The sequence below is a fragment of the Streptomyces katrae genome (assembly GCF_000717655.1).
In the GTDB taxonomy this organism is placed as follows: Bacteria; Actinomycetota; Actinomycetes; order Streptomycetales; family Streptomycetaceae; genus Streptomyces; species Streptomyces katrae_B.
Genome location: NZ_JNZY01000003.1, coordinates 21,985 through 43,876, shown reverse-complemented (window position 1 = coordinate 43,876; position 21,892 = coordinate 21,985). Strand labels below are relative to the sequence as shown.

Here is a 21,892-nt window from a genome sequence, read left to right as displayed (position 1 = left end):
TCAAACGCTCGGACCTGCCCCAACAGGTTCTCGGCGTTCGATCGCGCTGGACTCCGCCGGGTCCAGCGCGATCTTTTTTATGCCCGGCGCGGGCGGAATCGGGGTGCTGCGGGGCTCCGGCGAGGTAGGTGCCATTGCACATATTAAATCGAGCACGCGTATGGGTGCGATAAATGCGTGAGTCTGAAAAACTCATGTGGTGACTCCCGTCACAGGCTGTCACTCTTGTACAACCCGCAATGCACCCGTAAGGGGGCGTGCGTCGCAGACTGCCTCATGCAGATGGGGGATTTTCGTCGCGGATGCCCCGAGGGCCCGAGGTGAACCCCCCGGAGTTTCCGACAGGGCCCAGGGCGGCCGCCGGGGCTCTCGAGGGAGCGCGCGGAGGGGCGGGCGGGTGCGGGCGGGTGCGGGCAACGCAACAGGGCCCGTATCCCTGGGGATACGGGCCCTGCTCTTCTTGCGATCCTGACGGGACTTGAACCCGCGACCTCCACCTTGACAGGGTGGCGAGCTAACCAACTGCTCCACAGGACCTCGTTCGCAGCCGTTCCGGCGTGGCTGCGAATCAGACTGTACAGCAGCTCAGGGGGTGCGGTCGAACTCGACCGCGGACCCTGAGCCGATCCGGTCACGGGGCCGCCGCGTCCACCGCCTTCACGATCCGCTTGTCGGAGATCGGATACGCCGTCCCGAGCGCGTGCGCGAAGTAGCTGACCCGGAGTTCCTCGATCATCCAGCGGATGTCGGTGACCGCGGACGGCACCGGCCGGCCCTTCGGGAGCTGCTCCAGCAGCCACGCGTACTCGTCCTGCATCTCGTGGACCTTCTCCATGCGCGTGGTGTCGCGCTGGGCGCCCGTCGGCATCTGCTGGAGCCGCCGGTCCGCCGCCACGAGGTAGCGCATCAGGTCCGGCAGCCGGCGCAGGCCCGTCAGCGTCACGAAGCCCGCCGGCACGAGGGCCGCCAGCTGCGTCTTGACGTCCTGCACGTTCGCCACCAGGGCCAGGCTGTTCACGGCCTTCAGACGGCGCTCACAGGCCTGCCAGGCGGCCAGGACCTGCTGCACCTGGCCCACCGTCCGCACGGTCGTGTCCACCAGGTCGGCGCGCACCGCTTCGTAGAGCGCGCGGAAGCCCGCCTCGTCCCAGGCCGGGCCGCCGTGGTCGGCGATCAGCTTGTCGGCCGCCGCGGTCGCGCAGTCGTCGAACAGCGCCTGGATGGAGCCGTGCGGGTTGCGGGACAGGGCCAGCTTCTGCTGGTTGGTCAGGTGGTCCGAGGCGAACTTCGCCGGGTTCACCGGGATGTTCAGCAGGATCAGGCGCCGGGTGCCCAGCCACATCGCCTGCTGCTGCTCGGCCTCCGTGTCGAAGAGCCGTACGGAGACGCTCGCGCCCTCGTCCACCAGCGCCGGGTACGCCTTCACCGGCTGGCCGGCCCGCCGGGTCTCGAAGACCTTGGTCAGCGTGCCGATCGTCCAGTCGGTCAGCCCGGTGCGCTCCAGCGACTCCCCGCCCGCGCGCTCGGCGGTGGCGGCGGCGGCCTTGGAGAGGGCCTGGCGGGCCTTTGGCTTCAGCTTCAGCCGCAGGGCCTCCAGGTCCTTGTCCTCGGCGAGGTTCTTGCGACGCTCGTCGACGATCCGGAACGTGATCTTCAGGTGGTCCGGGATCCGGGAGAGGTCGAAGTCCTCGGCGGAGACCGGGACCCCGACCATCCGCTGGAGCTCGCGCGCCAGCGTCACGGGCAGCGGCTCCTGCAGGGGCACGGCCGTGTCCAGGAAGCGCGTCGCGAAGTTCGGCGCGGGCACGTAGTGCCGGCGGATCGGCTTCGGGAGGGACCGGATCAGCTCGGTGACGACCTCGGCCCGCAGGCCCGGGATCTGCCAGTCGAAGCCCTCGTCGGTGACCTGGTTCAGCACCTGCAGCGGGATGTGCACGGTCACGCCGTCCGCGTCCGCACCGGGCTCGAACTGGTAGGTCACCCGGAACTTGAGCTGCCCCTGCCGCCAGGAGTCGGGGTAGTCGGCCTTGGTGACCCCGGCCGCCTTCTCCGTGAGCAGCATCTCGCGCTCGAAGTCGAGGAGTTCGGGCTCCTCGCGCCGCTTGTGCTTCCACCAGGAGTCGAAGTGCGCCCCGGAGACCACGTGCTCGGGGATCCGCTGGTCGTAGAAGTCGAAGAGGGTCTCGTCGTCGACCACGATGTCGCGGCGCCGCGCCCGGTTCTCGAGCTCCTCGACCTCGGTCAGGAGCTTGCGGTTGTCGGCGTAGAACTTGTGGTGGGTCCGCCAGTCGCCCTCGACCAGCGCGTTGCGGATGAACAGCTCGCGCGAGACCTCCGCGTCGATCCGGCCGTAGTTGATCTTCCGCTGGGCGACGATCGGTACGCCGTACAGCGTGACCTTCTCGTACGCCATGACGGCCGCCTGGTCCTTCTCCCAGTGCGGCTCGCTGTAGGTGCGCTTGATCAGGTGCTGGGCCAGCGGCTCGACCCACTCGGGCTCCACCTTGGCATTGACCCGGGCCCACAGCCGCGAGGTCTCCACCAGCTCGGCCGACATGAGGAACTTCGGCTGCTTCTTGAAGAGCGCCGAGCCGGGGAAGACCGCGAACTTGGCGGAGCGGGCGCCCAGGTACTCGTTCTTGTCGGTGTCCTTGAGGCCGATGTGCGAGAGCAGGCCCGCCAGCAGCGAGATGTGCACGCTCGTCTCGGGGGCGTCGGCCTCGTTGACGTGGATGCCCATGCCCTTGGCGACCGTGCGCAGCTGCGAGTAGATGTCCTGCCACTCGCGGATCCGCAGGAAGTTCAGGTACTCCTGCTTGCACATCCGGCGGAACGAGGACGAGCCGCGCTCCTTCTGCTGCTCGCGGAGGTAGCGCCACATGTTCAGGAACGAGAGGAAGTCGCTCGTCTCGTCCTTGAAGCGGGCGTGGTTCTGGTCGGCCTGCGTCTGCTTGTCCGAGGGCCGCTCGCGCGGGTCCTGGATGGACAGGGCCGCCGCGATGACCATGACCTCCCGGACGCAGTTGTTCTTGTCGGCCTCGACGACCATGCGGGCCAGGCGCGGGTCCACGGGCAGCTGGGAGAGCTGCCGGCCCATGGGCGTCAGCTTCTTGCGGGGGTCCTTCTCCGTCGGGTCGAAGGCGCCGAGCTCCTGGAGCAGCTGGACGCCGTCGCGGATGTTGCGGTGGTCCGGCGGGTCGATGAAGGGGAACTTCTCGATCTCTCCGAGGCCGGCCGCGGTCATCTGGAGGATGACGGAGGCCAGGTTCGTGCGCAGGATCTCGGCGTCCGTGAACTCGGGACGGGCGTTGAAGTCGTCCTCGGAGTAGAGCCGGATGCAGATGCCGTCGCTGGTACGGCCGCAGCGGCCCTTGCGCTGGTTGGCGCTGGCCTGGGAGATCCGCTCGATGGGCAGGCGCTGGACCTTGGTGCGGTGGCTGTAGCGGGAGATCCGGGCGTTGCCCGGGTCGATCACGTACTTGATGCCGGGGACGGTCAGGGAGGTCTCGGCGACGTTGGTCGCGAGGACGATCCTCCTGCCCGTGTGCTGCTGGAAGACGCGGTGCTGCTCGGCGTGCGAGAGGCGGGCGTAGAGGGGGAGCACTTCCGTGAAGCGGAGGTTCCGCTTGTTGAGCGCGTCCGCCGTGTCGCGGATCTCGCGTTCGCCGGAGAGGAAGACCAGGATGTCGCCCGGTCCCTCGGACTGGAGCTCGTCCACGGCCTCGCAGATCGCCGTGATCTGGTCGCGGTCGCTCTCCTCGCTGTCGTCCTCGAGGAGGGGCCGGTAGCGCACCTCCACCGGGTACGTACGGCCGCTGACCTCGACGATCGGGGCCTCGCCGAAGTGCCGGGAGAAGCGTTCCGGGTCGATGGTCGCCGAGGTGATCACGACCTTGAGGTCGGGGCGCTTCGGCAGCAGCTGGGAGAGGTAGCCCAGCAGGAAGTCGATGTTGAGGGACCGCTCGTGGGCCTCGTCGATGATGATCGTGTCGTAGGCGCGCAGCTCGCGGTCCGTCTGGATCTCGGCGAGCAGGATGCCGTCGGTCATCAGCTTCACGAAGGTCGCGTCCTGGTCCACCTGGTCGGTGAAGCGGACCTTCCAGCCGACCGTCTGTCCGATCTCGGACTTCAGCTCCTCGGCGATGCGCTCCGCGACGGTGCGGGCGGCGATCCGGCGGGGCTGGGTGTGCCCGATCATGCCCCGGACGCCGCGGCCCAGCTCCATGCAGATCTTGGGGATCTGCGTGGTTTTGCCGGAACCGGTCTCACCGGCGACGATCACGACCTGGTGGTCGCGTATCGCCTCGGCGATCTCGTCCTTCTTCTGGCTGACGGGCAGGTTCTCGGGATACGTGACCTCCGGCATCCGCGAGGCACGGCCGGCCAGTCGCGCGGCGGCCTTCTCGGCCTCCGCGGCGATCTCGTCGAGCACGGCCTGCTTGGCCTCGGGCTTGCGGATGCGGCGGGCGCCTTCGAGGCGGCGGCCGAGGCGGTGCGCGTCACGGAGGGAGATCTCACCGAGAAGCGTCTGCAGGGCGGCGAAGGAAGTAGACATACCTGATCGAGGATCTCACCCGCAGGTGCCGGGTGGCGAACGCATTTGTGCCCCCTCCCCGTACCATTTCGGGACGAGATCGCCTGAACCGACCCGCCGACCGAGTGAGAGGCCCGCCATGTCCCGCGTCCGTGGAGTGTGGTGGCTGATCGGCGCCGTTCTCGCGGTGCTGGTGGGGTGTGCGGTGCCCGCGGCGGCGATTCCGGTTTCCGGTCCGGTTTCCGGTCCGGTTTCCGGTGTGGCCGCTTCGACCGCTTCGACTGCTTCGGGGGACCTCGGTGCGGCCCGCGCCGTGGCGGACACCGGCCGGGGGCCCTCCTGCGATCCCGGGACCCGGGACCGGGGCCGGGCTCCGGGCGTGCCGCCGCGCGGAGCCGGGGAGCATGCGCACGCACCGGTGGGGCGGCCCGCGGTGGAGCAGGTCTGGGGGGCCCGGACGCCGCCCGTACGGGTGCTCGTACGCGGGCCCGACCAGCCGGCGCCGGGGCCGGTGGAGCTGTCCGTGATGCGGGTGTAGAGGACCGGCCCCGCCCGCCGGTCCGATCCACCCCTCCGCTGCTCTGGAGCACCCGTATGTCACCCTCCCCTTCCTCTTCCTCCTCCGCTTCCGCGCGCAAGCCGCTGCTGGTCTGCGCCGGGGTCGCCCTCGCCGCCGTCACCCTCGGGCTCGTTTCCTGGCAGGCGACCGCGCCCGAGGAGGCCCCCGCCCGGGCCTCCTCGTCCGCCGCGGCCGCCCCCAAGGGTTCCGACCCGTACGCCGAGCTGGCGAAGCTCGCCCGGCGCGAGTCGGGCGACCGTCTCGCCGCCGGGCGGGCCGACGCCCCCGTCGTGCTGATCGAGTACTCCGACTTCAAGTGCGGCTACTGCGGCAAGTTCGCCCGCGACACCGAACCCGAGCTGGTGAAGAAGTACGTCGAGGACGGCACCCTGCGCATCGAGTGGCGCAACTTCCCGATCTTCGGAGCCGACTCCGAGGCCGCCGCCAAGGCCGCCTGGGCCGCCGGGCAGCAGGACCGGTTCGCGCAGTTCCACGCGGCCGCGTACGCCGACGGCGCCAAGGGGAAGGGCTTCGGCCAGGCGCGGCTGCTGGAGCTGGCCCGCGAGGCCGGGGTCCCGGACCTCGAGCGCTTCCAGCGGGACATGGCAGGCGAGGCCGCCGCGGCCGCCCTGCAGAAGGACCAGGAGGAGGGCTACCGCATCGGCGTCACCTCCACGCCGTCCTTCCTGGTCAACGGGCAGCCGATCGCGGGCGCCCAGCCGCTCGACGCCTTCGCCGCGGCGATCGCCAAGGCCAAGGCGCAGGCCAAGGCCCAAGCCGAGCCGCAGGGCACCGGTCAGGCCGACGGCCGGGCCGCGCAGTGACCGGCGTCGGCGACATCGGGTACCTGGCCGCGCTGCTGGGCGGGCTGCTCGCGCTGCTCAGCCCGTGCAGCGCGCTGCTGCTGCCCGCGTTCTTCGCGTACTCGATCGATTCCGCCTCGCGGCTGCTGGCGCGGACCGGGATCTTCTACGCGGGCCTCGCGAGCACCCTCGTACCGCTGGGCGCGGCCGGCTCGTACGCCGGGCGGTTCTTCCACGGCAACCGCGACGGGCTGGTCCTGGCGGGCGGCTGGCTGATCATCGCGCTCGGGGTCGCGCAGATCCTGGGCCTGGGCTTCGCCTCGAAGCGGATCTCGGAGCTGTCCGGGCGGATCCGGCCGACCACCGCCCTGTCGGTGTACGCGCTGGGCGCGGTCTACGGGCTGGCCGGGTTCTGCGCCGGCCCGATCCTGGGCAGCGTCCTCACGGTGGCGGCGGTCAGCGGCAGCCCGGTCTACGGAGGCCTGCTGCTGGCGGTGTACGCGCTGGGGATGGCCGTACCGCTGTTCGTGCTGGCGATGCTGTGGGAGCGGTTCGACCTGGGCCGGCGGCGCTGGCTGCGCGGGCGGGCCGTCCGGGTGGGCCGCTTCGAGCTGCACACCACCTCGCTGCTGTCCGGGCTGTTCTTCATCGCCCTCGGCGCGCTGTTCCTCGCGTACGACGGGGCGAGCGCGCTGCCGGGGCTGCTCGACGTGGACGACTCGTACGCGGTGGAGCAGTGGGTGCGGTCGTTCGCGGACGCGGTTCCGGACTGGGCGCTGCTCGGCCTGGTGGCGGCGGGCGCGGCGGCGGTCGGTGTGACGCAGTGGCGCCGCCGCACCCCCGGCCCTGAGGGAGGGGCGGAGTAACGCAGAAGGCCCCGTCCGATGGACGGGGCCTTCTTGTGGTGGCTGGGGCCGGGGTCGAACCGGCGACCTATCGCTTTTCAGGCGATCGCTCGTACCAACTGAGCTACCCAGCCACGAGACCGTTTCCGGCCTCAGCGATCCTGACGGGACTTGAACCCGCGACCTCCACCTTGACAGGGTGGCGAGCTAACCAACTGCTCCACAGGACCTTGCAGTGTGCGAGACCAAGTCTTGCACACGGTAATGCGTACCCCCAACGGGATTCGAACCCGTGCTACCGCCTTGAAAGGGCGGCGTCCTGGGCCACTAGACGATGAGGGCTAAAGGCCCGCCTGGGCGCTTTCCAGCGCGTCGGGGACGTGAGAAGCATATGGGATCCGGGGAGCTATCGCCAAAACGGTTTCTCCCAGCATGCGGGAGGTGCCCCCGCCGGAGGGACAATGGCCCGGTGCTGGAGATGACGCGCGAGGAGTTCGAAGAGCTCGTCGCAGAGGCCTTGGACCGCATCCCGCCGGAACTGACGCGGCTGATGGACAACGTGGCGGTGTTCGTCGAGGACGAACCGCCGGCAGATGATCCCGAGCTGCTCGGGCTGTACGAGGGGACCCCGCTGACGGACCGGGGCGAGTGGTACGCCGGGGTCCTGCCGGACCGGATCACCATCTACCGCAACCCCACGTTGCGGATGTGCGAGGACCGGGAGAGCGTGATCGCGGAGACGGAGGTCACCGTGGTGCACGAGATCGCCCATCACTTCGGGATCGACGACCAGCGGCTGCACGCGCTGGGCTACGGGTGACCGGCCCGCAGCCGGGCCCGGGTGCACCCGCCGAGGCGATCGATCCGGACGTCGACCTCCATGTGCCCGAGCAGCGCGCCGAACGGCTCGGCCCGGTGCTCGCCGCGATCGCGGCGGGCGGCGCGCTCGGGTCCTCGGCGCGGTACGGGGCGGCGCTGATGTGGCCGGCCGCGCCGGGGGGCTTCCCGTGGGCGACGTTCTGGACCAACGTGATCGGCTGTGCGCTGATCGGAGTGCTGATGGTGCTGATCAGTGAGGGCGGCCGGTCGGCTCCGCATCCGCTGGTCCGGCCGTTCGCCGGGGTCGGGGTGCTCGGCGGATTCACCACCTTCTCCACGTACGCGGTGGACTTCTCGCGGCTGCTGGAAGCGGGGGAGGCCGGGAGTGCGCTGGCGTACGCCGGGCTCACGGTGGCCGCGGCGCTCGGCGCGGTGTGGGCGGCGGCCGCCGCGACCCGCCTCGGAGTGCGCCTCGCGCTGCGGGGGCGGGCGTGAACTGGCTGCTGGTGGTGGCGGGCGCGGTCGTCGGGGCGCCGCTGCGCTATCTGACGGACCGTGCGGTACAGGCGCGGCACGACTCGGTGTTCCCGTGGGGGACGTTCGTGGTGAACGCGGGCGCCTGCCTGATGCTCGGGCTGCTGACCGGGGCCGCGCTGGCCGGTGCGGCCCCGGCGCGGCTGAACCTGCTGCTGGGGACCGGGCTGTGCGGGGCGCTGAGCACGTACTCGACGTTCTCGTACGAGACGCTGCGGCTGTACGAGCGCGGCCGGCGGTTCCTGGCGGCGGCGAACGTGGCGGCCTCCGTACTGGCGGGGCTGGGTGCGGTGACGCTGGGGTCGCAGGTGGCACGGCAGTTGTTCGCCTGAGCCGGGCGGTCCTCGCTGCGCCGGCTCCGGCGGAGCCGCCGGAGCTGCCGGAGCCGCCGGAGCTGCCGGAGCCGCCGGTGTGCGCCCGGCGGGGCGGCGGATTGCGGACAGGCGGTGTCCCCAAGGGCGTGTCTCTTACGGGGCAAAGGGAGTTGGGCACATTGACCCGCTCTCCGCGGACGCTGACCGCCCTCTCCCGGCCCCTGCCGGGGGACCCCCAGGAGGTGCCCCGTGCGCCAGTTGTCCGCTTCCCTCCGACTGGCCGTCTCCGCGCTCGCGGTCGCCGCCACGGCGGGCTGTATGAGTGTCGGCGAGGACGGCGCGAAGCCCGGGCCCTCCTCCTCGGCGGACCGCAAGGCGGCCGCCGAGGCGGCCGGAGGTGCCGTTTCCGGCAAGGGGTCGGGCGTCCACGGCAACGGCCGCGGCTCGAAGCCCGGCGCGGCGGGCGAGGAGGGCAAGCCGGCCGAGGACGGCAAGGCGTCCGGAGCCACCGGGGCCTCTCGCAGCCCGGGCGCGCCCGCCGGCGGGCCCGGAGCCCCCTCGCCGTCGGCGGGTCCGGGCGGCGGCGCCGGCGGCCAGGGTCCGCAGCAGCCCACCTCGGGCGGATCCGGAAACGGCGGCTCCGGTGGGACGCACGTCACGCCGCCTGTCCAGTCGCCGAGCCCGGAGCCGCCCGTGACTTCGCCCACTCCGCCGGCCCCGACGCCGCCCGCCCCGGAGCCCAGCGCCTCGCCCTCCGTGTAGCCGCGGGCCGGCCCCGGGGGCGGTCGGGGGCCGGTGACCGAGGCCTGGATCGGCGGGATCGTCGCAGGTCAGAGGGGGTCTGGCCGGAGCGATTTGCCAGACCCGGGGGAGGGTGCGTATGGTTATAGATCGTTTGATCCCATTGCCCGGCGCCGAATCCGAAGAGCGCCGTGTGGCGCGTACTCTCCCTAGCCGTGGCTGACCGCATTGAGGCGGTCGATTTGCGATTCACGGAGTTTGGGCGCGTGCCGAGACTCCGGAAGGTTTCGCATTTCGCATGTCCATTTCCAGTTCTGACCGTGCCGTCATGCCCGAGAACGACTCGAACGAGATCGTCGACGCCGTCGAGGCCCTTGTGGTCACCGAGGCGATCGAGGCCGCTGAGGCGGACGAGATCATCGAGGCCCTCGAGGCCGACGTGACGACCGACCAGTCCATCGACGCCGAGGCGGACGACGCCGACGCCGAGCCCACCATCACCTTCGGCGACCTCGGTCTGCCCGAGGGCGTCGTGCGCAAGCTCGCGCAGAACGGTGTCACCTCCCCCTTCCCGATCCAGGCCGCGACCATCCCGGACGCCCTGGCCGGCAAGGACATCCTCGGCCGCGGCCGCACCGGCTCCGGCAAGACCCTCTCCTTCGGTCTGCCCACCCTGGCCCGCCTGGCCGGTGGCCACACCGAGAAGAAGAAGCCCCGCGCGATCATCCTCACGCCGACGCGTGAGCTCGCGATGCAGGTCGCGGACGCCCTCCAGCCGTACGGCGACGTGCTCGGCCTGAAGATGAAGGTCGTCTGCGGCGGTACGTCGATGGGCAACCAGATCTACGCCCTCGAGCGCGGTGTCGACGTCCTCGTCGCCACCCCGGGCCGTCTGCGCGACATCATCAACCGTGGCGCCTGCTCCCTCGAGAACGTCGAGGTGGCCGTCCTCGACGAGGCCGACCAGATGGCCGACCTGGGCTTCCTGCCCGAGGTCACCGAGCTGCTCGACCAGATCCCCGGCGGCGGCCAGCGCATGCTCTTCTCCGCCACCATGGAGAACGAGATCGGCACCCTGGTCAAGCGCTACCTGTCCAACCCCGTCACGCACGAGGTCGACAGCGCGCAGGGCAACGTCACGACCATGACGCACCACGTCCTCGTCGTGAAGCCGAAGGACAAGGCGCCGGTCACGGCCGCCATCGCCGCCCGCAAGGGCCGCACCATCATCTTCGTCCGCACCCAGCTGGGCGCCGACCGCATCGCCGAGCAGCTCGTCGAGGCCGGCGTGAAGGCCGACGCGCTGCACGGCGGCATGACGCAGGGCGCCCGTACCCGCGTCCTCGCGGACTTCAAGGACGGCTACGTCAACGCGCTCGTCGCGACCGACGTCGCCGCCCGAGGCATCCACGTCGACGGCATCGACCTGGTCCTGAACGTGGACCCGGCCGGCGACCACAAGGACTACCTGCACCGCTCGGGCCGTACCGCCCGTGCCGGCAAGTCGGGTGTCGTGGTCTCCCTGGCCCTGCCGCACCAGCGCCGCCAGATCTTCCGCCTGATGGAGGACGCGGGCGTCGACGCCTCGCGCCACATCGTCCAGGGTGCCGGCGCGTTCGACCCGGAGGTCGCCGAGATCACCGGTGCGCGTTCGCTGACCGAGGTCCAGGCCGACTCCGCGAACAACGCCGCCAAGCAGGCCGAGCGCGAGGTCGCCGACCTCACCAAGCAGCTGGAGCGCCTGACGCGCCGTGCCGCCGAGCTGCGCGAGGAGGCCGACCGCCTGGTCGCCCGTTCCGCGCGTGAGCGCGGCGAGGACCCGGAGGCCGCTGTCGCCGAGGTGGCCGAGGCCGCCGAGGCCGAGGTCGCGGCCGCCGTGGCGGCCACGCCGGCCGCCGACGAGCGCCCGGCCTTCCAGGCCCGCGACGACCGGGGCAACTACGAGCGCCGCGACAACCGTCGTGACGACCGTGGTGGCGACCGCGGTGGCGACCGTGGCGGCTTCCGCCGCGACGACCGCCCGTCCGGTGGTTTCCGCTCGGGTGGCGACCGTCGTGACGACAACCGTGGCGGTGGCTTCCGCCGCGACGACCGTCCGTCGGGCGGCTTCAACCGTGACGACCGCGGTGGCGACCGTGGCGGCTTCCGCCGCGACGACCGTCCCTCCGGTGGCTTCCGCTCCGGCGGCAGCGACCGCCCGTCCGGCGGCTTCCGTCGCGACGACCGTCCGTCCGGTGGCTTCAACCGTGACGACCGCGGTGGCGACCGTGGCAGCTTCCGCCGCGACGACCGCCCGTCGGGTGGCTTCCGCTCCGGCGGCAGCGACCGCCCGTACGGCCGCCGTGACGACCACCGCCCCTCCGGCTCGGGCTCCGGCTCCGGCTCGACCGGCTCCTTCGGCGGCCGCCGCGACGACAAGCCCCGCTGGAAGCGCAACGGCTGACACCGGCCCCCGGCCCTGAGCTGACGGCCTGACAGGGCCCCCACGACACCGTCGTGGGGGCCCTGTTCTGCGTTTTGCGAGCCGCGACGGGGCCGGTCAGCCGATACTCGATCGGCTGACCGTTGGTCTCCGGCTATGCTCTGGGGTGAGCACGTGAGGGCCATTAGCTCAATTGGCAGAGCAGCGGACTTTTAATCCGTTGGTTGTCGGTTCGAGTCCGACATGGCCTACCGCTCCGAGGCCAGGGGGAACCCCCTCTGACCTGCCACTGAGCGCCCTACCCGGCTTCGGCCAGGCGGGGCGCTCAGTCGTTTGGCCTCCCGCCCATGACCGCATGCTGCCCCGTCACACCCCGGCCAGGCTCCAGCCCGCCCGAGGCCCGCACTCACGGACGCCCACAGCCCGCCTGCCGGGTCCGGCCCGCCCCGGCAGCCACGGGGCCCGCCTGTACGGCCAGGTGGTCATGTGCGCCCTGCGTGGGGAACTTGCCGCACCAGTTGCGGGTGACGAAGACGGTGGGCGGGTGGTCGGCCGCCGTACCCGCCCATGGGCACGCCATGGCTCCCTCGCCCGCGCACACGGTGGCGCACACGGCCGACCCAGCCGGACCGTGGGGGACTGGTGCCCTCGGGGCCGCTGTCACCGGCGTGCCCGGGCTGGTGGCTCCCGCCACCGGGAGTGCCAAGGCGCCGCCCGTGGTGGGGCCATCGCCGTGGCCTGCGTGCGAGGTGCTGTCCAAAGGGTTCGTGGGTGTGTGGTCGCCCGCTCGGCCGCCCGGGTCAGGTCCGGGTGGCCCGCGGGTGTGGTCGGCGGCGCGGAGCGGGCCGGAGATGTCCGAGCCGGCCGGGGTCAAGTCGCGGCCGGCCCCGGGGCCGCCGACGCTGGTCAGATCGCGCACCGGGGCTTTGATCGCAGTCGGGGTATCTACCCGAATACTGCATCGGTGAGGTCCGGTCCCCGCCCGTCGATGTATTCGGGAGCCTTCAGCCCGTGGCCCTCTGCTCGACCGTAGTACGTCGGCTCGCCGGGCTCCGCCTCGACTCCGAGCACTTGATCGAGCTCCTGCAGGGCTGCCGCGAGCCGTGGCGCGTTGCCGGCATGGATGGCCGGGTGGGGCTCGCCCCGGAAATCACACAGGCTCCATACGTCGTGGTACACGGACAGTTCGGCCGAAGGACCGATCTCGTCGGGTGACACCATGAGTTCGACCAGACGGTACTCCTTGTGGCGCGTTCCGCTCGCGTCGAACCACGCGCCGGATCCCAGCACAAGGATTCCGCCCATCTCCGCCTGCGGATGACCGGTCGGCCGACAGCCGCGGAGGTCATCGGGCAGTGCCGGATCGTCGAGCGAACGCCTGACAAGGTCCACGCGGCTATGGATACCGAGGCCGCGCTTTCCGACCTGGAACCAGTTGCACTCAAGGGTGTCCGGCTCCAGCAAGGCGTGCTTCTGGAGCACCGCGCCCATGCGCGCCGCGGTCCTGAGCGCGGACTCCAGACCGGGCTCCACCACGTCGTCCAGGTCCCAGAACCACGAGCCGCACTCTCTCGGCGCGCGCATCAGCATGGCCTCGAACTTCCTTATCGCTTGGCGGCATTGGACGTCGTCCTCCCAGCCGCTCCCCTCAACAACCGCCCTGATGCTGTCGATCGCTGCCTGGATGCGCTACGCGTATCAAGAAACGTCGGGATTGGCCGTCGCGATGAAGTTCGCAGCCTCCATCTCATCCAGCCAGACCAGGCCGAAGTCCGCGGCCTTCTCCGCGGCCGCGGGAAGAGCGCCCGTCGGCGCCCAGTGCAGGCTGTCCCGGCTGAACGCCTCGTTGCTCTGGTCACCGCGTACGACGCGCTGCCGCAGTAGCGGGCCCCGCCGATCGGCAGCCATGTAATACGTGATGCGCCCCGCCGCGTCCAACGCGTCGAGCATCGCGCCCTCGAGGGAGCTCAGGTGCGGGGTACCCAGGTGGCCCTGGAGAGTTCCGGGGCGTAGCAGCACACCGGTCAGGTCGAGGAAACCGGCGTTGTCAGAGAGGAATTCGCCGCCCCGCTCGTAGAACAGGACGAGGGGCTCGTAGAGGTCGGGCAGGTCCCCGCCGGCCAACGGATCCTGTGCACTGAGCCCAGCCATGCGGACCGCGCCCGCACAGGTGCGCTTGATGGAGTCGCCTCCGGTCGGCTGACCCAGGAATTCCTGGAGTTCCGTTGCGATTTCCGGGGGAAGCGTGAATTTCGGATCCACGTAGTCGGTGACGTCGAAGAAGGGCCACGCGCTCTCGGCCGAGTACGCCTGCGCCCACATGCCCGCCCGCCGGAGATACTCGCGCATCAACACACGACGAGACATGACGTGGGCGACGGCGTCGTCCCAGTCACCCGTCCATTCCACCGCGCGAAGGCGCTCCAGCATGGCGGACGATGCCCGGTCGGTCACTTCGCGATTCCCTTCGACCGCAACTCCTGCAGGATTGCTGCCGTCACCTCGTCGCTGTCGGCTAGACCGGGCGCCAGCTCCCGCCCGCGTCGCTGGGGGAACCTGCCTCGGTCACCACTTGTTCGGTGAGGAAGAAATGGGTCCGGACCCGATCGAGTATCTGCGTACTAATTGGTGAGGTCCGGCCCACGGCCGTCGATGAGGTCGGGAGCCTTCAGCCCGTGGCCCTCGGCCTGGCCGAAGTGCGTTGGTTCACCGGGCTCGGCCCCGACTCCGAGCAGCGCGTCGAGTTCCCGCAGAGCCGCTGCGAGGCGGGGCGCATTCCGGGCGCGGACGGTTGGGTGCGGCTGTCCACGGAAGTCGCACGGTCCCCACACGTCGTGGTACACGGACAGCTCGGCCCAAGGACCGATCTCGTCGGGCGACACCATGAGCTCGACTCGTTGCGGCGCCTTCCGTCCGCGTCCAGCCAGGCGCCGGACCCCAGCACGACGATCCCCCCGTCTCGGCAGCCGACTGGCCGGCAGGCCCGCAGGCCCGCTCTTCCTCCGCCAGCAACGCGTCGTCGAGCGAGCGCCCCACGAGAGGTGATGCCGATGCCGCCCTTACCGACCTCGAACCAACTCCATTCGAGGGCAACCGGCTCCAGCAGACCGTGGTTGCCCAGAACGGCAGACATGCGCGCCGCGGTCGTGAGCGCTGCGCCCAGGCCCGGCTCGGTCACCTCGTCCAGGTCCCAGAACCACGACCCGCATTCTCTTTGGGGCACGCATCAGCATCGACACGGATGGCTCGGTCCTCCGCGGTCCAGTACGCCTTGTGCCACTGGAGGGCGGCGGCGAGAGCGCGGTCGCCTCAGCGAGACAGTGCCACTTCACCGCCGCCAGCGCGAGCGCGTCGTGCCGGTCGTCCTCGGACGTCGCGAGCCCCCGCGAGCGCCTCTTCGGCGCTCCCGACGATCGGTGCCATAGCCTCCGTGACGTTGTCCGTACAGAAGTCATGGCGCGAAATGGGCGTACGCACCCACCCACCCCGACCAGAACTCAAAATGCTTCAGCACGCCGCTCACGTATCGAACTCGCCCGCCCAGGAACGGTCCAGGAGGCGGAGCGGCAGGTAGTCCGACTCGACCTCGATCGACAGTCCCGCATCGTGGGCGAGGCAGGCGATGGCCAGCGGGCCGAGGGCAAGGAACCCCGCGATGTCATGCGCACGCTCCGGGGTGCTCCAGTACGCCTTGTGGAGCTCCAGGGCCTCCACAAGCGCCTGATTGAAGCCGTCCTGGTCCTTGCGTAGGAACTGGTAGAAGAGGTTGATCGGCGGGTAGAGCACGCACTGGAGCAGGTCGCGCGGCACGGTCGTGGCGATGTCCGGGTGGGACTGCTCGATGGCAGCCGTCAGCTTCTCCAACAGACCCGGCTGCTCCCGCCAGTACGTCTGAAGTGCGTCGACCCAGTGGTAGATGTACTCGTCGCCCTCGGCTCCGGACGCTCGCAGCAGCTCCAACGAGACCCGGCACATACGGTCCATACGGGGTTGATCCCGACAGATGATCACGAACCAGAGAGTCGTCAACCAGTTGCCGGCGTTGGCATAGAACTGCGGACCCGTCGCGCTGATGGTGCGCAACTCATGCGCGATGCGCGCCTCGATCACCTCCTCGGTGACGCAGGCCGCATCGAACGCCGCGACACCCACCTGCATCGCAGACACCGTGGCGTCCCATGTACCGAACCGGTTGCCGGTCGGGTTCAATGCCTGGTGAACCTGCACCTGCAGCAGTGCCTCGTTCAGCGCCATGCCGACGATCGCGGGTGAGGCGTCCAGATTCCGGATACTTGTTTCGAACTCCTCGGCCAGGCGCACCGTGGCCCGCTCGTCGACCGCCGGAATGGCGTGCCGCTCCACAATCACCGTCACGGATCGCTCCTATTATGGTTTCTCGAAGAAGAAGTCTTCGTCTTTGAACGTACCCATTTTGAATCGACGACTCTTGAAGCCCCCGTGACTTGGGCCGTCTGAAACGCCCTTGACGAGGATGTATTCGACCTTGTCTGCTATCAGGGCCTTCTTGAGGTCAGTGTACAACTTGAGCTCAGCGGCATCCCCATCCTCGGCCCTCTTCCACATCTCGTTCATGATATCGAGGAAGTATTCACGTGAACCCTGCATCGCCTTGAGCCCAGTGGGTAGCGTGCGTTCATTGATTGCGGTCTTCACGTCGCTCTTCGCCTCGAAAACGACGAATGACTCCGCGTCCTTGAGTCGCCAAACTTGGTCGAACTGGTCGTTTCCGTTCTTGGGGCCAGCTGTCGGCTCCCACTTTGCGCCCTCATAGAGCTGTGGAACCACGTGATTTCGGGCAACAGCCTCGCCGTAGGCCTCCGCGGCCTTCGACATCGCGTCATGGAAGGGGGCATGCTGCTGCTTGAGAGCTTTATATGCCGCCTCTGCCTCCGGCGTTTTATCCGTCTTCCAAGTCTTTTTTGCCTCCTTGAGCGGGTCATGCAGGGCGTTGTCGGCCTTGATGGTTGCGTTCCGCTTCTTGGCCGCATCGTCCAGGATCGTCTGGATCTCAGGGTTGTTGAGCTGCTGAGACGTCCCCTTGCGATCCCAGGAAGCGTCGTAGTACTTCGCCGGGAAGGGGGGCGGTGCGTCATCCTTGGTGATCCAGATCCCGGGGTTGTCGGGGTCTTTGATCAGCTGCTTCGGCGGGAAGCCGCTCTCGTCGGGGACGTCGGAGAGGTGCCGGTATCCGCGCGGCTCGTAGTACTTCTCAAAATAGCCCGGCTCGAAATTGGCCCGGTAGACCTGGATCTCGACGATCTGCTCCGTCGTCAGTGACCGACGAGGACCGTAGGGGTTGTCGCCCTGTCGCATGAAGCTCGGGGGGTCAGGAACGACACGAGTGGAGCTCGGTGTGGCTGTGCCCGGCGCCGTCGCGTCATCGCCCGCGTGGGCTGCGCCGTCCAGGCCGCCCATGCCCGGGGTTTCCGGGTGGTGGCCGCCCGTGGACGGGGGTTCGTGGTGGCCGCCGCCACCCGTACTGGAAGGGCCGTCGGCGTGGGTTGCCGTCGACGGGGTGTCCGTGTGGCCACCGCCTGTGCCGTGGGCGCCTCGGGGGGTGTTGTCCAGGTTGTTCGTGGGCATGTGGTCGCCCGCCCGGCCGCCCGGGGTCAGGTCCGGGTGGCCCGTCGGGGCGTGGTCCGGAATGTGCAGGGGGTCCGAGATGTCGCTGCCCAGGCGGATGCCGTCGCCGCCGCGGGCGACGGCGCCGGCCAGCTCGCGTTCCGGGATCTTGGCTGTCGCCGGGGAGTCCGCCTTCGGGGCGTCGACGCGCGGGACGTCCGCGCCCGCGGCCGGCTTGCCCTTCGGGACGTCGGCCGCGTGCTGGATGATCTCGCCCTTGTGGTTGTAGATGTTGTACTTCGGGTCCATGTACTGGGGCGGGCCGTCGACCGGGAGCTTGACCGAGCCCGGCGGGAGGGTGGTGGTGCCCTCGGGGAGCTTGATGTTGCCGTCCGGGAGCTTGATGTTGCCGTCCGGGAGCTTGATCGCGCCGTCGGGGACAGCGGAGCCGGCCGGGAGGTGGATCGCGCCGTCCGGGAGGTGGACCGCGCCTTCCGGCAGAGCTGTCGCGCCGTCCACGTTGATCTTCGGGGTTTCGAACTTGCCCGTGCCCCTCAGGCCGGCCATCACGTCGCCGATCTTCGACACGCCGGCGCCCGCGCCCTTGAAGACGTAGGTCATCGGGTCGACGGCCCTGCCCGCCTTGCTCGCGAACGACAGGGCCTTGGCGACCGCGCCCGCTTTGCCCGCGCCGGACACCGCACCGCCGCTGCCGCCCGTGCAGACCGTGGTGACCACGTTGAAGGTGACCGCACCCGCCGGCCCCGGCCCCGGCGGACCGCGCCGCGGCCGGGGCCCCCGGGGTGGGGGCCGCCCGACCGGCGGACCGCGCCCCGGCCGGGACGGCCCAGGCCGCCCGGCCGGCCCGCGCCGCCTGGGCGGCGGGCTTCGGGCAGGCCGTCCCCGTGGTGCTCGGCTACGTGCCGGTGGCCTTCGCCTTCGGGGTGCTCGGCCACACCGCCGGGCTGCCGTGGTGGGCGATGGTCGCCATGTCGGCCTTCGTGTACGGCGGTTCCTCCCAGTTCGCGGCCCTCCAGCTGCTGGCCGTCGGCGCCGCCCCGTACGCCATCGTCCTGACCACCTTCGTCGTCAACCTGCGCCATCTGCTGCTGTCCACCGCCATCGCCCCCCGGCTCGCCGGATGGCGGCGCCGCGAGCAGGCGCTCTTCGCGTACGAGCTCACCGACGAGGCCTTCGCGGTGCACTCCGCCCAGTACGCGGAACGCGCGCAGCGCCCGAAGGCCGAGGTCTTCGCCTTCAATGCCGCCGTGCACGCCTCCTGGGTGGCGGGCACGCTCGCGGGCGTGCTGGCCGGGGACCTGGTCACCGACGTCGAGGCGCTGGGCCTCGACTACGCCCTGCCCGCCATGTTCATGGCCCTGCTGGCGGCCGGGATCGTCGCCGACCGGCGCGGGCTCGCCGTCGCCGTCGTCGCGGGCGGCGGGGCGGTGGGCCTGACCCTGCTCGGCCTGCAGTACTGGGCCGTCCTGGTGGCGGCGGCCGTCGCGGCCACCTTCGGCCTGGCCATCGCCCCCCGCGAGGGAGACGGGCAGAGCGCGGCCGGCGCCACGGACGACCGCAGCACCCCAGACCGCAGCACCCCAGACCGCAGCACGCAAGACCGCAGCACGGAAGGAGCGCCGGGCCGATGAGCGACCTCACGCTCGCCCTGACCATCGCCGGCATGGCGGCCGTCACCTTCGGCCCCCGCCTGGTGCCCACCCTCTTCCTCGCGGCGGCCGCCCTGCCCCGCCCCGTCGTGGTCTGGCTGCGGCAGGTACCGCCCGCGGTGATCGCAGCCCTGCTCGCCCCGTCCCTGTTCGCCCCGGCCGGCACGCTCGACCTCGGCCCCGGCAACTACACCCTCTGGCTGGCGGTCCCGACCCTGCTGCTCGCCTGGCGCACCCGGAACTTCTACCTGACGATCGCCTTCGGTATCGGATCCCTGGCCCTGCTCCGCCTGGTCACCGGCTGACGGAAGCCTTCCCACACCGTTCTGCGCAGCTCTGACCTGCGGATATGTAGGTCCTGGGGGTGGTCGGGAGGTTAATTGGCGTGAGTCCTCCCCGCGATGACGTAGAGTTGTGTTTACCGACGCGGGGTGGAGCAGCTCGGTAGCTCGCTGGGCTCATAACCCAGAGGTCGCAGGTTCAAATCCTGTCCCCGCTACTCAATACGAAGGCCCGGTTCCCCTTGGGGAGCCGGGCCTTCGTCGTGTTCCCGGCCCGCCCTCACCCGATCGGCCCGGGCCGGGTCGCCGTACGGCCCCCGCTGCGGCCAGCCTTGAGGGGCAGGCGACAGCGGCCCGCACCCGTATGAGGGACCGGGCAGGGGAGCAGCGCGGTGGGCCTGGGGCAGCAGGGCGGCGACGAGTACGCGGGCGGCCCCGGCAACGGCACGGCCCGCAGCCCCGCTGATCGCCGCCCCGCTGTCCTCGCTCCGGGTCACCGTCCTCACCGGTGTGCTGTCCTCGCTCGCGGTGGTCCTGCTGCACGTCCTCAACGGCACCACCCGGAAGCTCGAGGCGCTGACCGAGCTGGTGACCGTGGTGACCGTCTCCGGGCTCGCCGTCCTGATCAACCGGGTCGTACGGCGCAGCGGCGAGCGGCTCGCCTCGGCGCGCGGGATCGCCGAGGCCGCCCAGCGCGCCGTGCTGCCCAGGCCGCCGAACGCATCGCCGGCCTGCACGTCTGTGCCCGGTACGAGGCCGCACAGGCCGACGCCTTCATCGGCGGGACCTGTACGCCGTCCAGGACACCCGTACGGAGTGCGGCTGGCGGTGGGGGCTGGGGGCGGTCGAGGCCGTGGCGGTGGTCCTCGGGGCCTTCCGCGAAGCGGCCGAGACGGAGCCCACGCTCGAGGGACTGGCGCAGCGGCTGGAGCGGGCCCTGGCCCGGGAGGGCACCCGGCGCGACAGCCTGGACGCGGTGGAGGGGTTCACGACCTGCGTGCTCGGGGAGATCCCGGCGGGGGCCCAGGTGCTGCGGCTGGTCAACCGGGGCCACCCCGAGCCGCTGCTGCTGTACGCCGACGGGCGCCGGGTGGTCCTCGCCCCGGCGGAGCCGGCGCTGCCGCTCGGCATGGGGGAGCCGGCCCGGGCGTGGCCGGACCGGGTCGAGGAGTGGGCCTTCCCGACCGGGGCCACCCTGCTGCTGTACACGGACGGGCTGACCGAGGCCCGGGACGCTGCGGGGGTCTTCTGCGATCCGGCGGCCCGGCTGAACGGGCGGGTCTTCCCCGGGCCCGGCGAACTGCTCGGCGCGCTCAGCAGCGACGTGCGCCGGCACACGGGCGGCGGGCGCGACGGACGACATGGCGCTCCTCGCGGTGGGCCGGCCGGCGGTGGGCCGGCCGGACCGGCGGCGTACCGTACCCGTGATCGCACGGTAACGTGGCGTAATCGAAAAGGAGTGCTCCGTAAGGTTTATGACGCTGCGTCAAGATGTCGGCGTGGCCGAAGAGGTGTGGATCTTGCTTGATTTTTGCCCGAATTGATCCACTAAGCGCTATTAGTGGTGGCCAAGGCTGCGCGCTGAGTGGCTGATTGCCGTTAACGATCAATCGCAACAGCTTGGAATCACTCCCCTCCGTCTATTACCGTTCCATAACGCAGCGCGGTCGTCCCAGCCGTCGCAAGAGGCGGCGCCGTGCGCGTGCGTGTCCCCATGAGGAGTGTGGCCCGGTGGCCTCCAACTCGCCTGCCCCCGAAGGCATCGAGCTCCAGGAAACGCCCACTGCGGGCGCCTGGGGCGAGTGGAACCCCACCGAGGACTCCGCCCGCCCGCCCCGCGGCAAGCACCGCGTCGTCAAGCAGCGCGGCGGACTTGCCCGCAGCTCCACCGTGCTCGGTGTCGGCGTCATCGCGGCAGTCGGCGCGAGCGGCATCGCCACCGCGCAGGACCGGCCCCAAGTCGCCATCTCCATGCCGGACTTGCCCGACTTGCCCGACTTCGGCCTGGGCGGTGCCGGGGGTCACGGGCAGCACGCGGAGGCCGACGGCCCCGCAGCGGGCGCCGGAGCCTCCACGAAGCCGACCGGCATCATCGCGCAGCAGGCCGCCGGGCACGCCGACGCCGGCGCGACCCTGGTGGGCCGCATCCTCCAGCAGGCTGAGTCCCAGGAGAGCGCTGCCGACGCCCAGACCCGGGCGCAGGCCGAGCGCGCCGCCCAGGAGGCCGCCGCCACGGAGGCCAAGGCCCAGCGGGAGGCCGCCCAGAAGCAGGCCGAGGACGCGCGCCTCGCCGCCGAGCAGGCGGCCAAGGAGGCCCAGGCGGCCGCCGACGCCAAGGCCGAACAGGAGCGGATCGCCAAGCTCGCCGGCAGCTACTCCCTCCCCACCTCCGCCTACACCCTCACCTCGCACTACGGCGTCGCCGGTTCGATGTGGTCCTCCGGCTACCACACCGGCCTCGACTTCGCCGCCCCGACCGGCACCCCCGTCAAGGCCGTCGCCGGCGGGAAGATCACCTCGGCCGGCTGGTCCGGGGCGTACGGCTACCGGATCGTCCTCGAGCTCGAGGACGGTACGGAGATCTGGTACTGCCACCTGTCCTCGATGTCGGTGACCTCCGGCTCGGTCGGCGCGGGCGAGACCATCGGCCGCGTCGGCGCCACAGGCAACGTCACCGGACCCCATCTCCACCTGGAAGTACGCAAGGGCGGCTCGACGATGGACCCGCTGGCGTGGCTGGAGTCCAAGGGCCTGAGCGTCTAGGGGGCCGTCAAAGCGCCGCCCCGC

At 70.8% G+C, this 21,892-nt stretch carries 18 protein-coding genes, 6 tRNA genes and 1 pseudogene; 14 read left to right on the top strand and 11 right to left on the bottom strand.

Annotation, left to right across the window (positions count from 1 at the left end):
• Positions 1–463 precede the first annotated feature (463 nt).
• Positions 464–537: transfer RNA gene (locus IF09_RS0105140), tRNA-Asp, on the bottom strand.
• A gap of 94 nt (positions 538–631) precedes the next feature.
• Positions 632–4,555 carry an ATP-dependent RNA helicase HrpA gene (hrpA, locus tag IF09_RS0105135; RefSeq protein WP_030292350.1) on the bottom strand — a complete coding sequence of 1,308 codons (3,924 nt, stop codon included), beginning with the start codon at positions 4,553–4,555 and terminating at the stop codon, positions 632–634.
• A gap of 118 nt (positions 4,556–4,673) precedes the next feature.
• On the opposite strand from hrpA, the gene IF09_RS0105130 reads away from it, so the two are divergent.
• From IF09_RS0105130 to IF09_RS0105120, 3 genes are read left to right on the top strand one after another with little or no spacing between them, the layout of a single operon-like run.
• Entirely contained in the window at positions 4,674–5,072 is a 399-nt protein-coding gene (locus IF09_RS0105130; protein ID WP_158709909.1) for a hypothetical protein, read from the top strand.
• Positions 5,073–5,128: 56 nt separating this feature from the next.
• A complete protein-coding gene (locus IF09_RS0105125; protein ID WP_030292348.1) occupies positions 5,129–5,917 on the top strand; it encodes a DsbA family protein in 789 nt (262 codons plus the stop codon).
• On the top strand, positions 5,914–6,762 hold the full coding sequence (locus tag IF09_RS0105120; RefSeq protein ID WP_030292346.1) for a cytochrome c biogenesis CcdA family protein: 849 nt from the start codon (positions 5,914–5,916) through the stop codon (positions 6,760–6,762). The genes IF09_RS0105125 and IF09_RS0105120 overlap by 4 nt, the downstream gene beginning before the upstream one ends.
• A gap of 36 nt (positions 6,763–6,798) precedes the next feature.
• On the opposite strand, the gene IF09_RS0105115 is transcribed toward IF09_RS0105120, so the two are convergent.
• The 3 genes from IF09_RS0105115 to IF09_RS0105105 form a co-directional block, all read right to left on the bottom strand.
• A tRNA-Phe gene (locus tag IF09_RS0105115) sits at positions 6,799–6,875 on the bottom strand.
• Between the two features lie 22 nt (positions 6,876–6,897).
• Positions 6,898–6,971 (bottom strand) — tRNA-Asp (locus IF09_RS0105110).
• 39 nt (positions 6,972–7,010) lie between these two features.
• Positions 7,011–7,083, bottom strand: a tRNA-Glu gene (locus IF09_RS0105105).
• A 127-nt stretch (positions 7,084–7,210) separates the two neighbouring features.
• Here IF09_RS0105105 and IF09_RS0105100 point away from each other — a divergent pair.
• From IF09_RS0105100 to IF09_RS0105075, 6 genes are all read left to right on the top strand, one after another.
• Complete coding sequence (locus IF09_RS0105100) at positions 7,211–7,561, top strand: metallopeptidase family protein (protein ID WP_030292344.1); 351 nt, start codon at positions 7,211–7,213, stop codon at positions 7,559–7,561.
• Positions 7,558–8,055 (top strand): FluC/FEX family fluoride channel, encoded by a 498-nt coding sequence (locus IF09_RS0105095; RefSeq protein WP_030292342.1) that lies wholly within the window; start codon positions 7,558–7,560, stop codon positions 8,053–8,055. Before IF09_RS0105100 ends, IF09_RS0105095 begins: the two co-directional genes overlap by 4 nt.
• Entirely contained in the window at positions 8,052–8,426 is a 375-nt protein-coding gene (gene crcB, locus IF09_RS0105090; protein ID WP_030292340.1) for a fluoride efflux transporter CrcB, read from the top strand. Before IF09_RS0105095 ends, crcB begins: the two co-directional genes overlap by 4 nt.
• A gap of 231 nt (positions 8,427–8,657) precedes the next feature.
• Complete coding sequence (locus IF09_RS0105085; RefSeq protein ID WP_051832122.1) at positions 8,658–9,170, top strand: hypothetical protein; 513 nt, start codon at positions 8,658–8,660, stop codon at positions 9,168–9,170.
• A 307-nt stretch (positions 9,171–9,477) separates the two neighbouring features.
• Positions 9,478–11,592 carry a DEAD/DEAH box helicase gene (locus tag IF09_RS0105080; RefSeq protein ID WP_030292336.1) on the top strand — a complete coding sequence of 705 codons (2,115 nt, stop codon included), beginning with the start codon at positions 9,478–9,480 and terminating at the stop codon, positions 11,590–11,592.
• A gap of 157 nt (positions 11,593–11,749) precedes the next feature.
• A tRNA-Lys gene (locus IF09_RS0105075) sits at positions 11,750–11,822 on the top strand.
• Positions 11,823–11,977: 155 nt separating this feature from the next.
• Here the strand turns inward: IF09_RS0105075 and IF09_RS45460 are convergent.
• The 6 genes from IF09_RS45460 to IF09_RS0105050 form a co-directional block, all read right to left on the bottom strand.
• A complete protein-coding gene (locus tag IF09_RS45460; RefSeq protein ID WP_158709908.1) occupies positions 11,978–12,151 on the bottom strand; it encodes a hypothetical protein in 174 nt (57 codons plus the stop codon).
• A gap of 365 nt (positions 12,152–12,516) precedes the next feature.
• Positions 12,517–13,161, bottom strand: coding sequence for a hypothetical protein (locus IF09_RS0105070; RefSeq protein ID WP_030292334.1), 645 nt, complete (start codon positions 13,159–13,161; stop codon positions 12,517–12,519).
• Positions 13,162–13,269: 108 nt separating this feature from the next.
• Positions 13,270–14,025 carry a hypothetical protein gene (locus IF09_RS46755; protein ID WP_051832121.1) on the bottom strand — a complete coding sequence of 252 codons (756 nt, stop codon included), beginning with the start codon at positions 14,023–14,025 and terminating at the stop codon, positions 13,270–13,272.
• 167 nt (positions 14,026–14,192) lie between these two features.
• A complete protein-coding gene (locus IF09_RS46750) occupies positions 14,193–14,456 on the bottom strand; it encodes a hypothetical protein (protein ID WP_234320889.1) in 264 nt (87 codons plus the stop codon).
• 634 nt (positions 14,457–15,090) lie between these two features.
• Positions 15,091–15,945, bottom strand: a complete 855-nt coding sequence (locus tag IF09_RS0105055; protein ID WP_030292329.1) for an immunity 49 family protein — start codon at positions 15,943–15,945, stop codon at positions 15,091–15,093.
• A 12-nt stretch (positions 15,946–15,957) separates the two neighbouring features.
• Positions 15,958–17,892 carry a hypothetical protein gene (locus tag IF09_RS0105050; protein ID WP_051832120.1) on the bottom strand — a complete coding sequence of 645 codons (1,935 nt, stop codon included), beginning with the start codon at positions 17,890–17,892 and terminating at the stop codon, positions 15,958–15,960.
• Between the two features lie 65 nt (positions 17,893–17,957).
• On the opposite strand from IF09_RS0105050, the gene IF09_RS39915 reads away from it, so the two are divergent.
• From IF09_RS39915 to IF09_RS0105025, 5 genes and pseudogenes are all read left to right on the top strand, one after another.
• Entirely contained in the window at positions 17,958–18,806 is an 849-nt protein-coding gene (locus IF09_RS39915; protein ID WP_063607313.1) for an AzlC family ABC transporter permease, read from the top strand.
• Complete coding sequence (locus IF09_RS0105040; RefSeq protein ID WP_030292321.1) at positions 18,803–19,129, top strand: AzlD domain-containing protein; 327 nt, start codon at positions 18,803–18,805, stop codon at positions 19,127–19,129. The genes IF09_RS39915 and IF09_RS0105040 overlap by 4 nt, the downstream gene beginning before the upstream one ends.
• 120 nt (positions 19,130–19,249) lie before the next feature.
• Positions 19,250–19,323, top strand: a tRNA-Met gene (locus IF09_RS0105035).
• A 229-nt stretch (positions 19,324–19,552) separates the two neighbouring features.
• Positions 19,553–20,544, top strand: a pseudogene (locus tag IF09_RS39910) (PP2C family protein-serine/threonine phosphatase); the annotation flags it as partial.
• Between the two features lie 292 nt (positions 20,545–20,836).
• Positions 20,837–21,868, top strand: a complete 1,032-nt coding sequence (locus IF09_RS0105025) for a M23 family metallopeptidase (RefSeq protein ID WP_030292319.1) — start codon at positions 20,837–20,839, stop codon at positions 21,866–21,868.
• Positions 21,869–21,892 lie beyond the last annotated feature (24 nt).

Coding starts and splice junctions, on each gene's coding strand:
- hrpA (WP_030292350.1), bottom strand. CDS start 4,555: ATGTCTACTTCCTTCGCCGCCCTGCAGACGCTTCTCGGTGAGATCTCC.
- IF09_RS0105130 (WP_158709909.1), top strand. CDS start 4,674: ATGTCCCGCGTCCGTGGAGTGTGGTGGCTGATCGGCGCCGTTCTCGCG.
- IF09_RS0105125 (WP_030292348.1), top strand. CDS start 5,129: ATGTCACCCTCCCCTTCCTCTTCCTCCTCCGCTTCCGCGCGCAAGCCG.
- IF09_RS0105080 (WP_030292336.1), top strand. CDS start 9,478: ATGCCCGAGAACGACTCGAACGAGATCGTCGACGCCGTCGAGGCCCTT.
- IF09_RS45460 (WP_158709908.1), bottom strand. CDS start 12,151: ATGGCGTGCCCATGGGCGGGTACGGCGGCCGACCACCCGCCCACCGTC.
- IF09_RS0105070 (WP_030292334.1), bottom strand. CDS start 13,161: ATGCTGATGCGCGCGCCGAGAGAGTGCGGCTCGTGGTTCTGGGACCTG.
- IF09_RS46750 (WP_234320889.1), bottom strand. CDS start 14,456: ATGGTGTCGCCCGACGAGATCGGTCCTTGGGCCGAGCTGTCCGTGTAC.
- IF09_RS0105040 (WP_030292321.1), top strand. CDS start 18,803: ATGAGCGACCTCACGCTCGCCCTGACCATCGCCGGCATGGCGGCCGTC.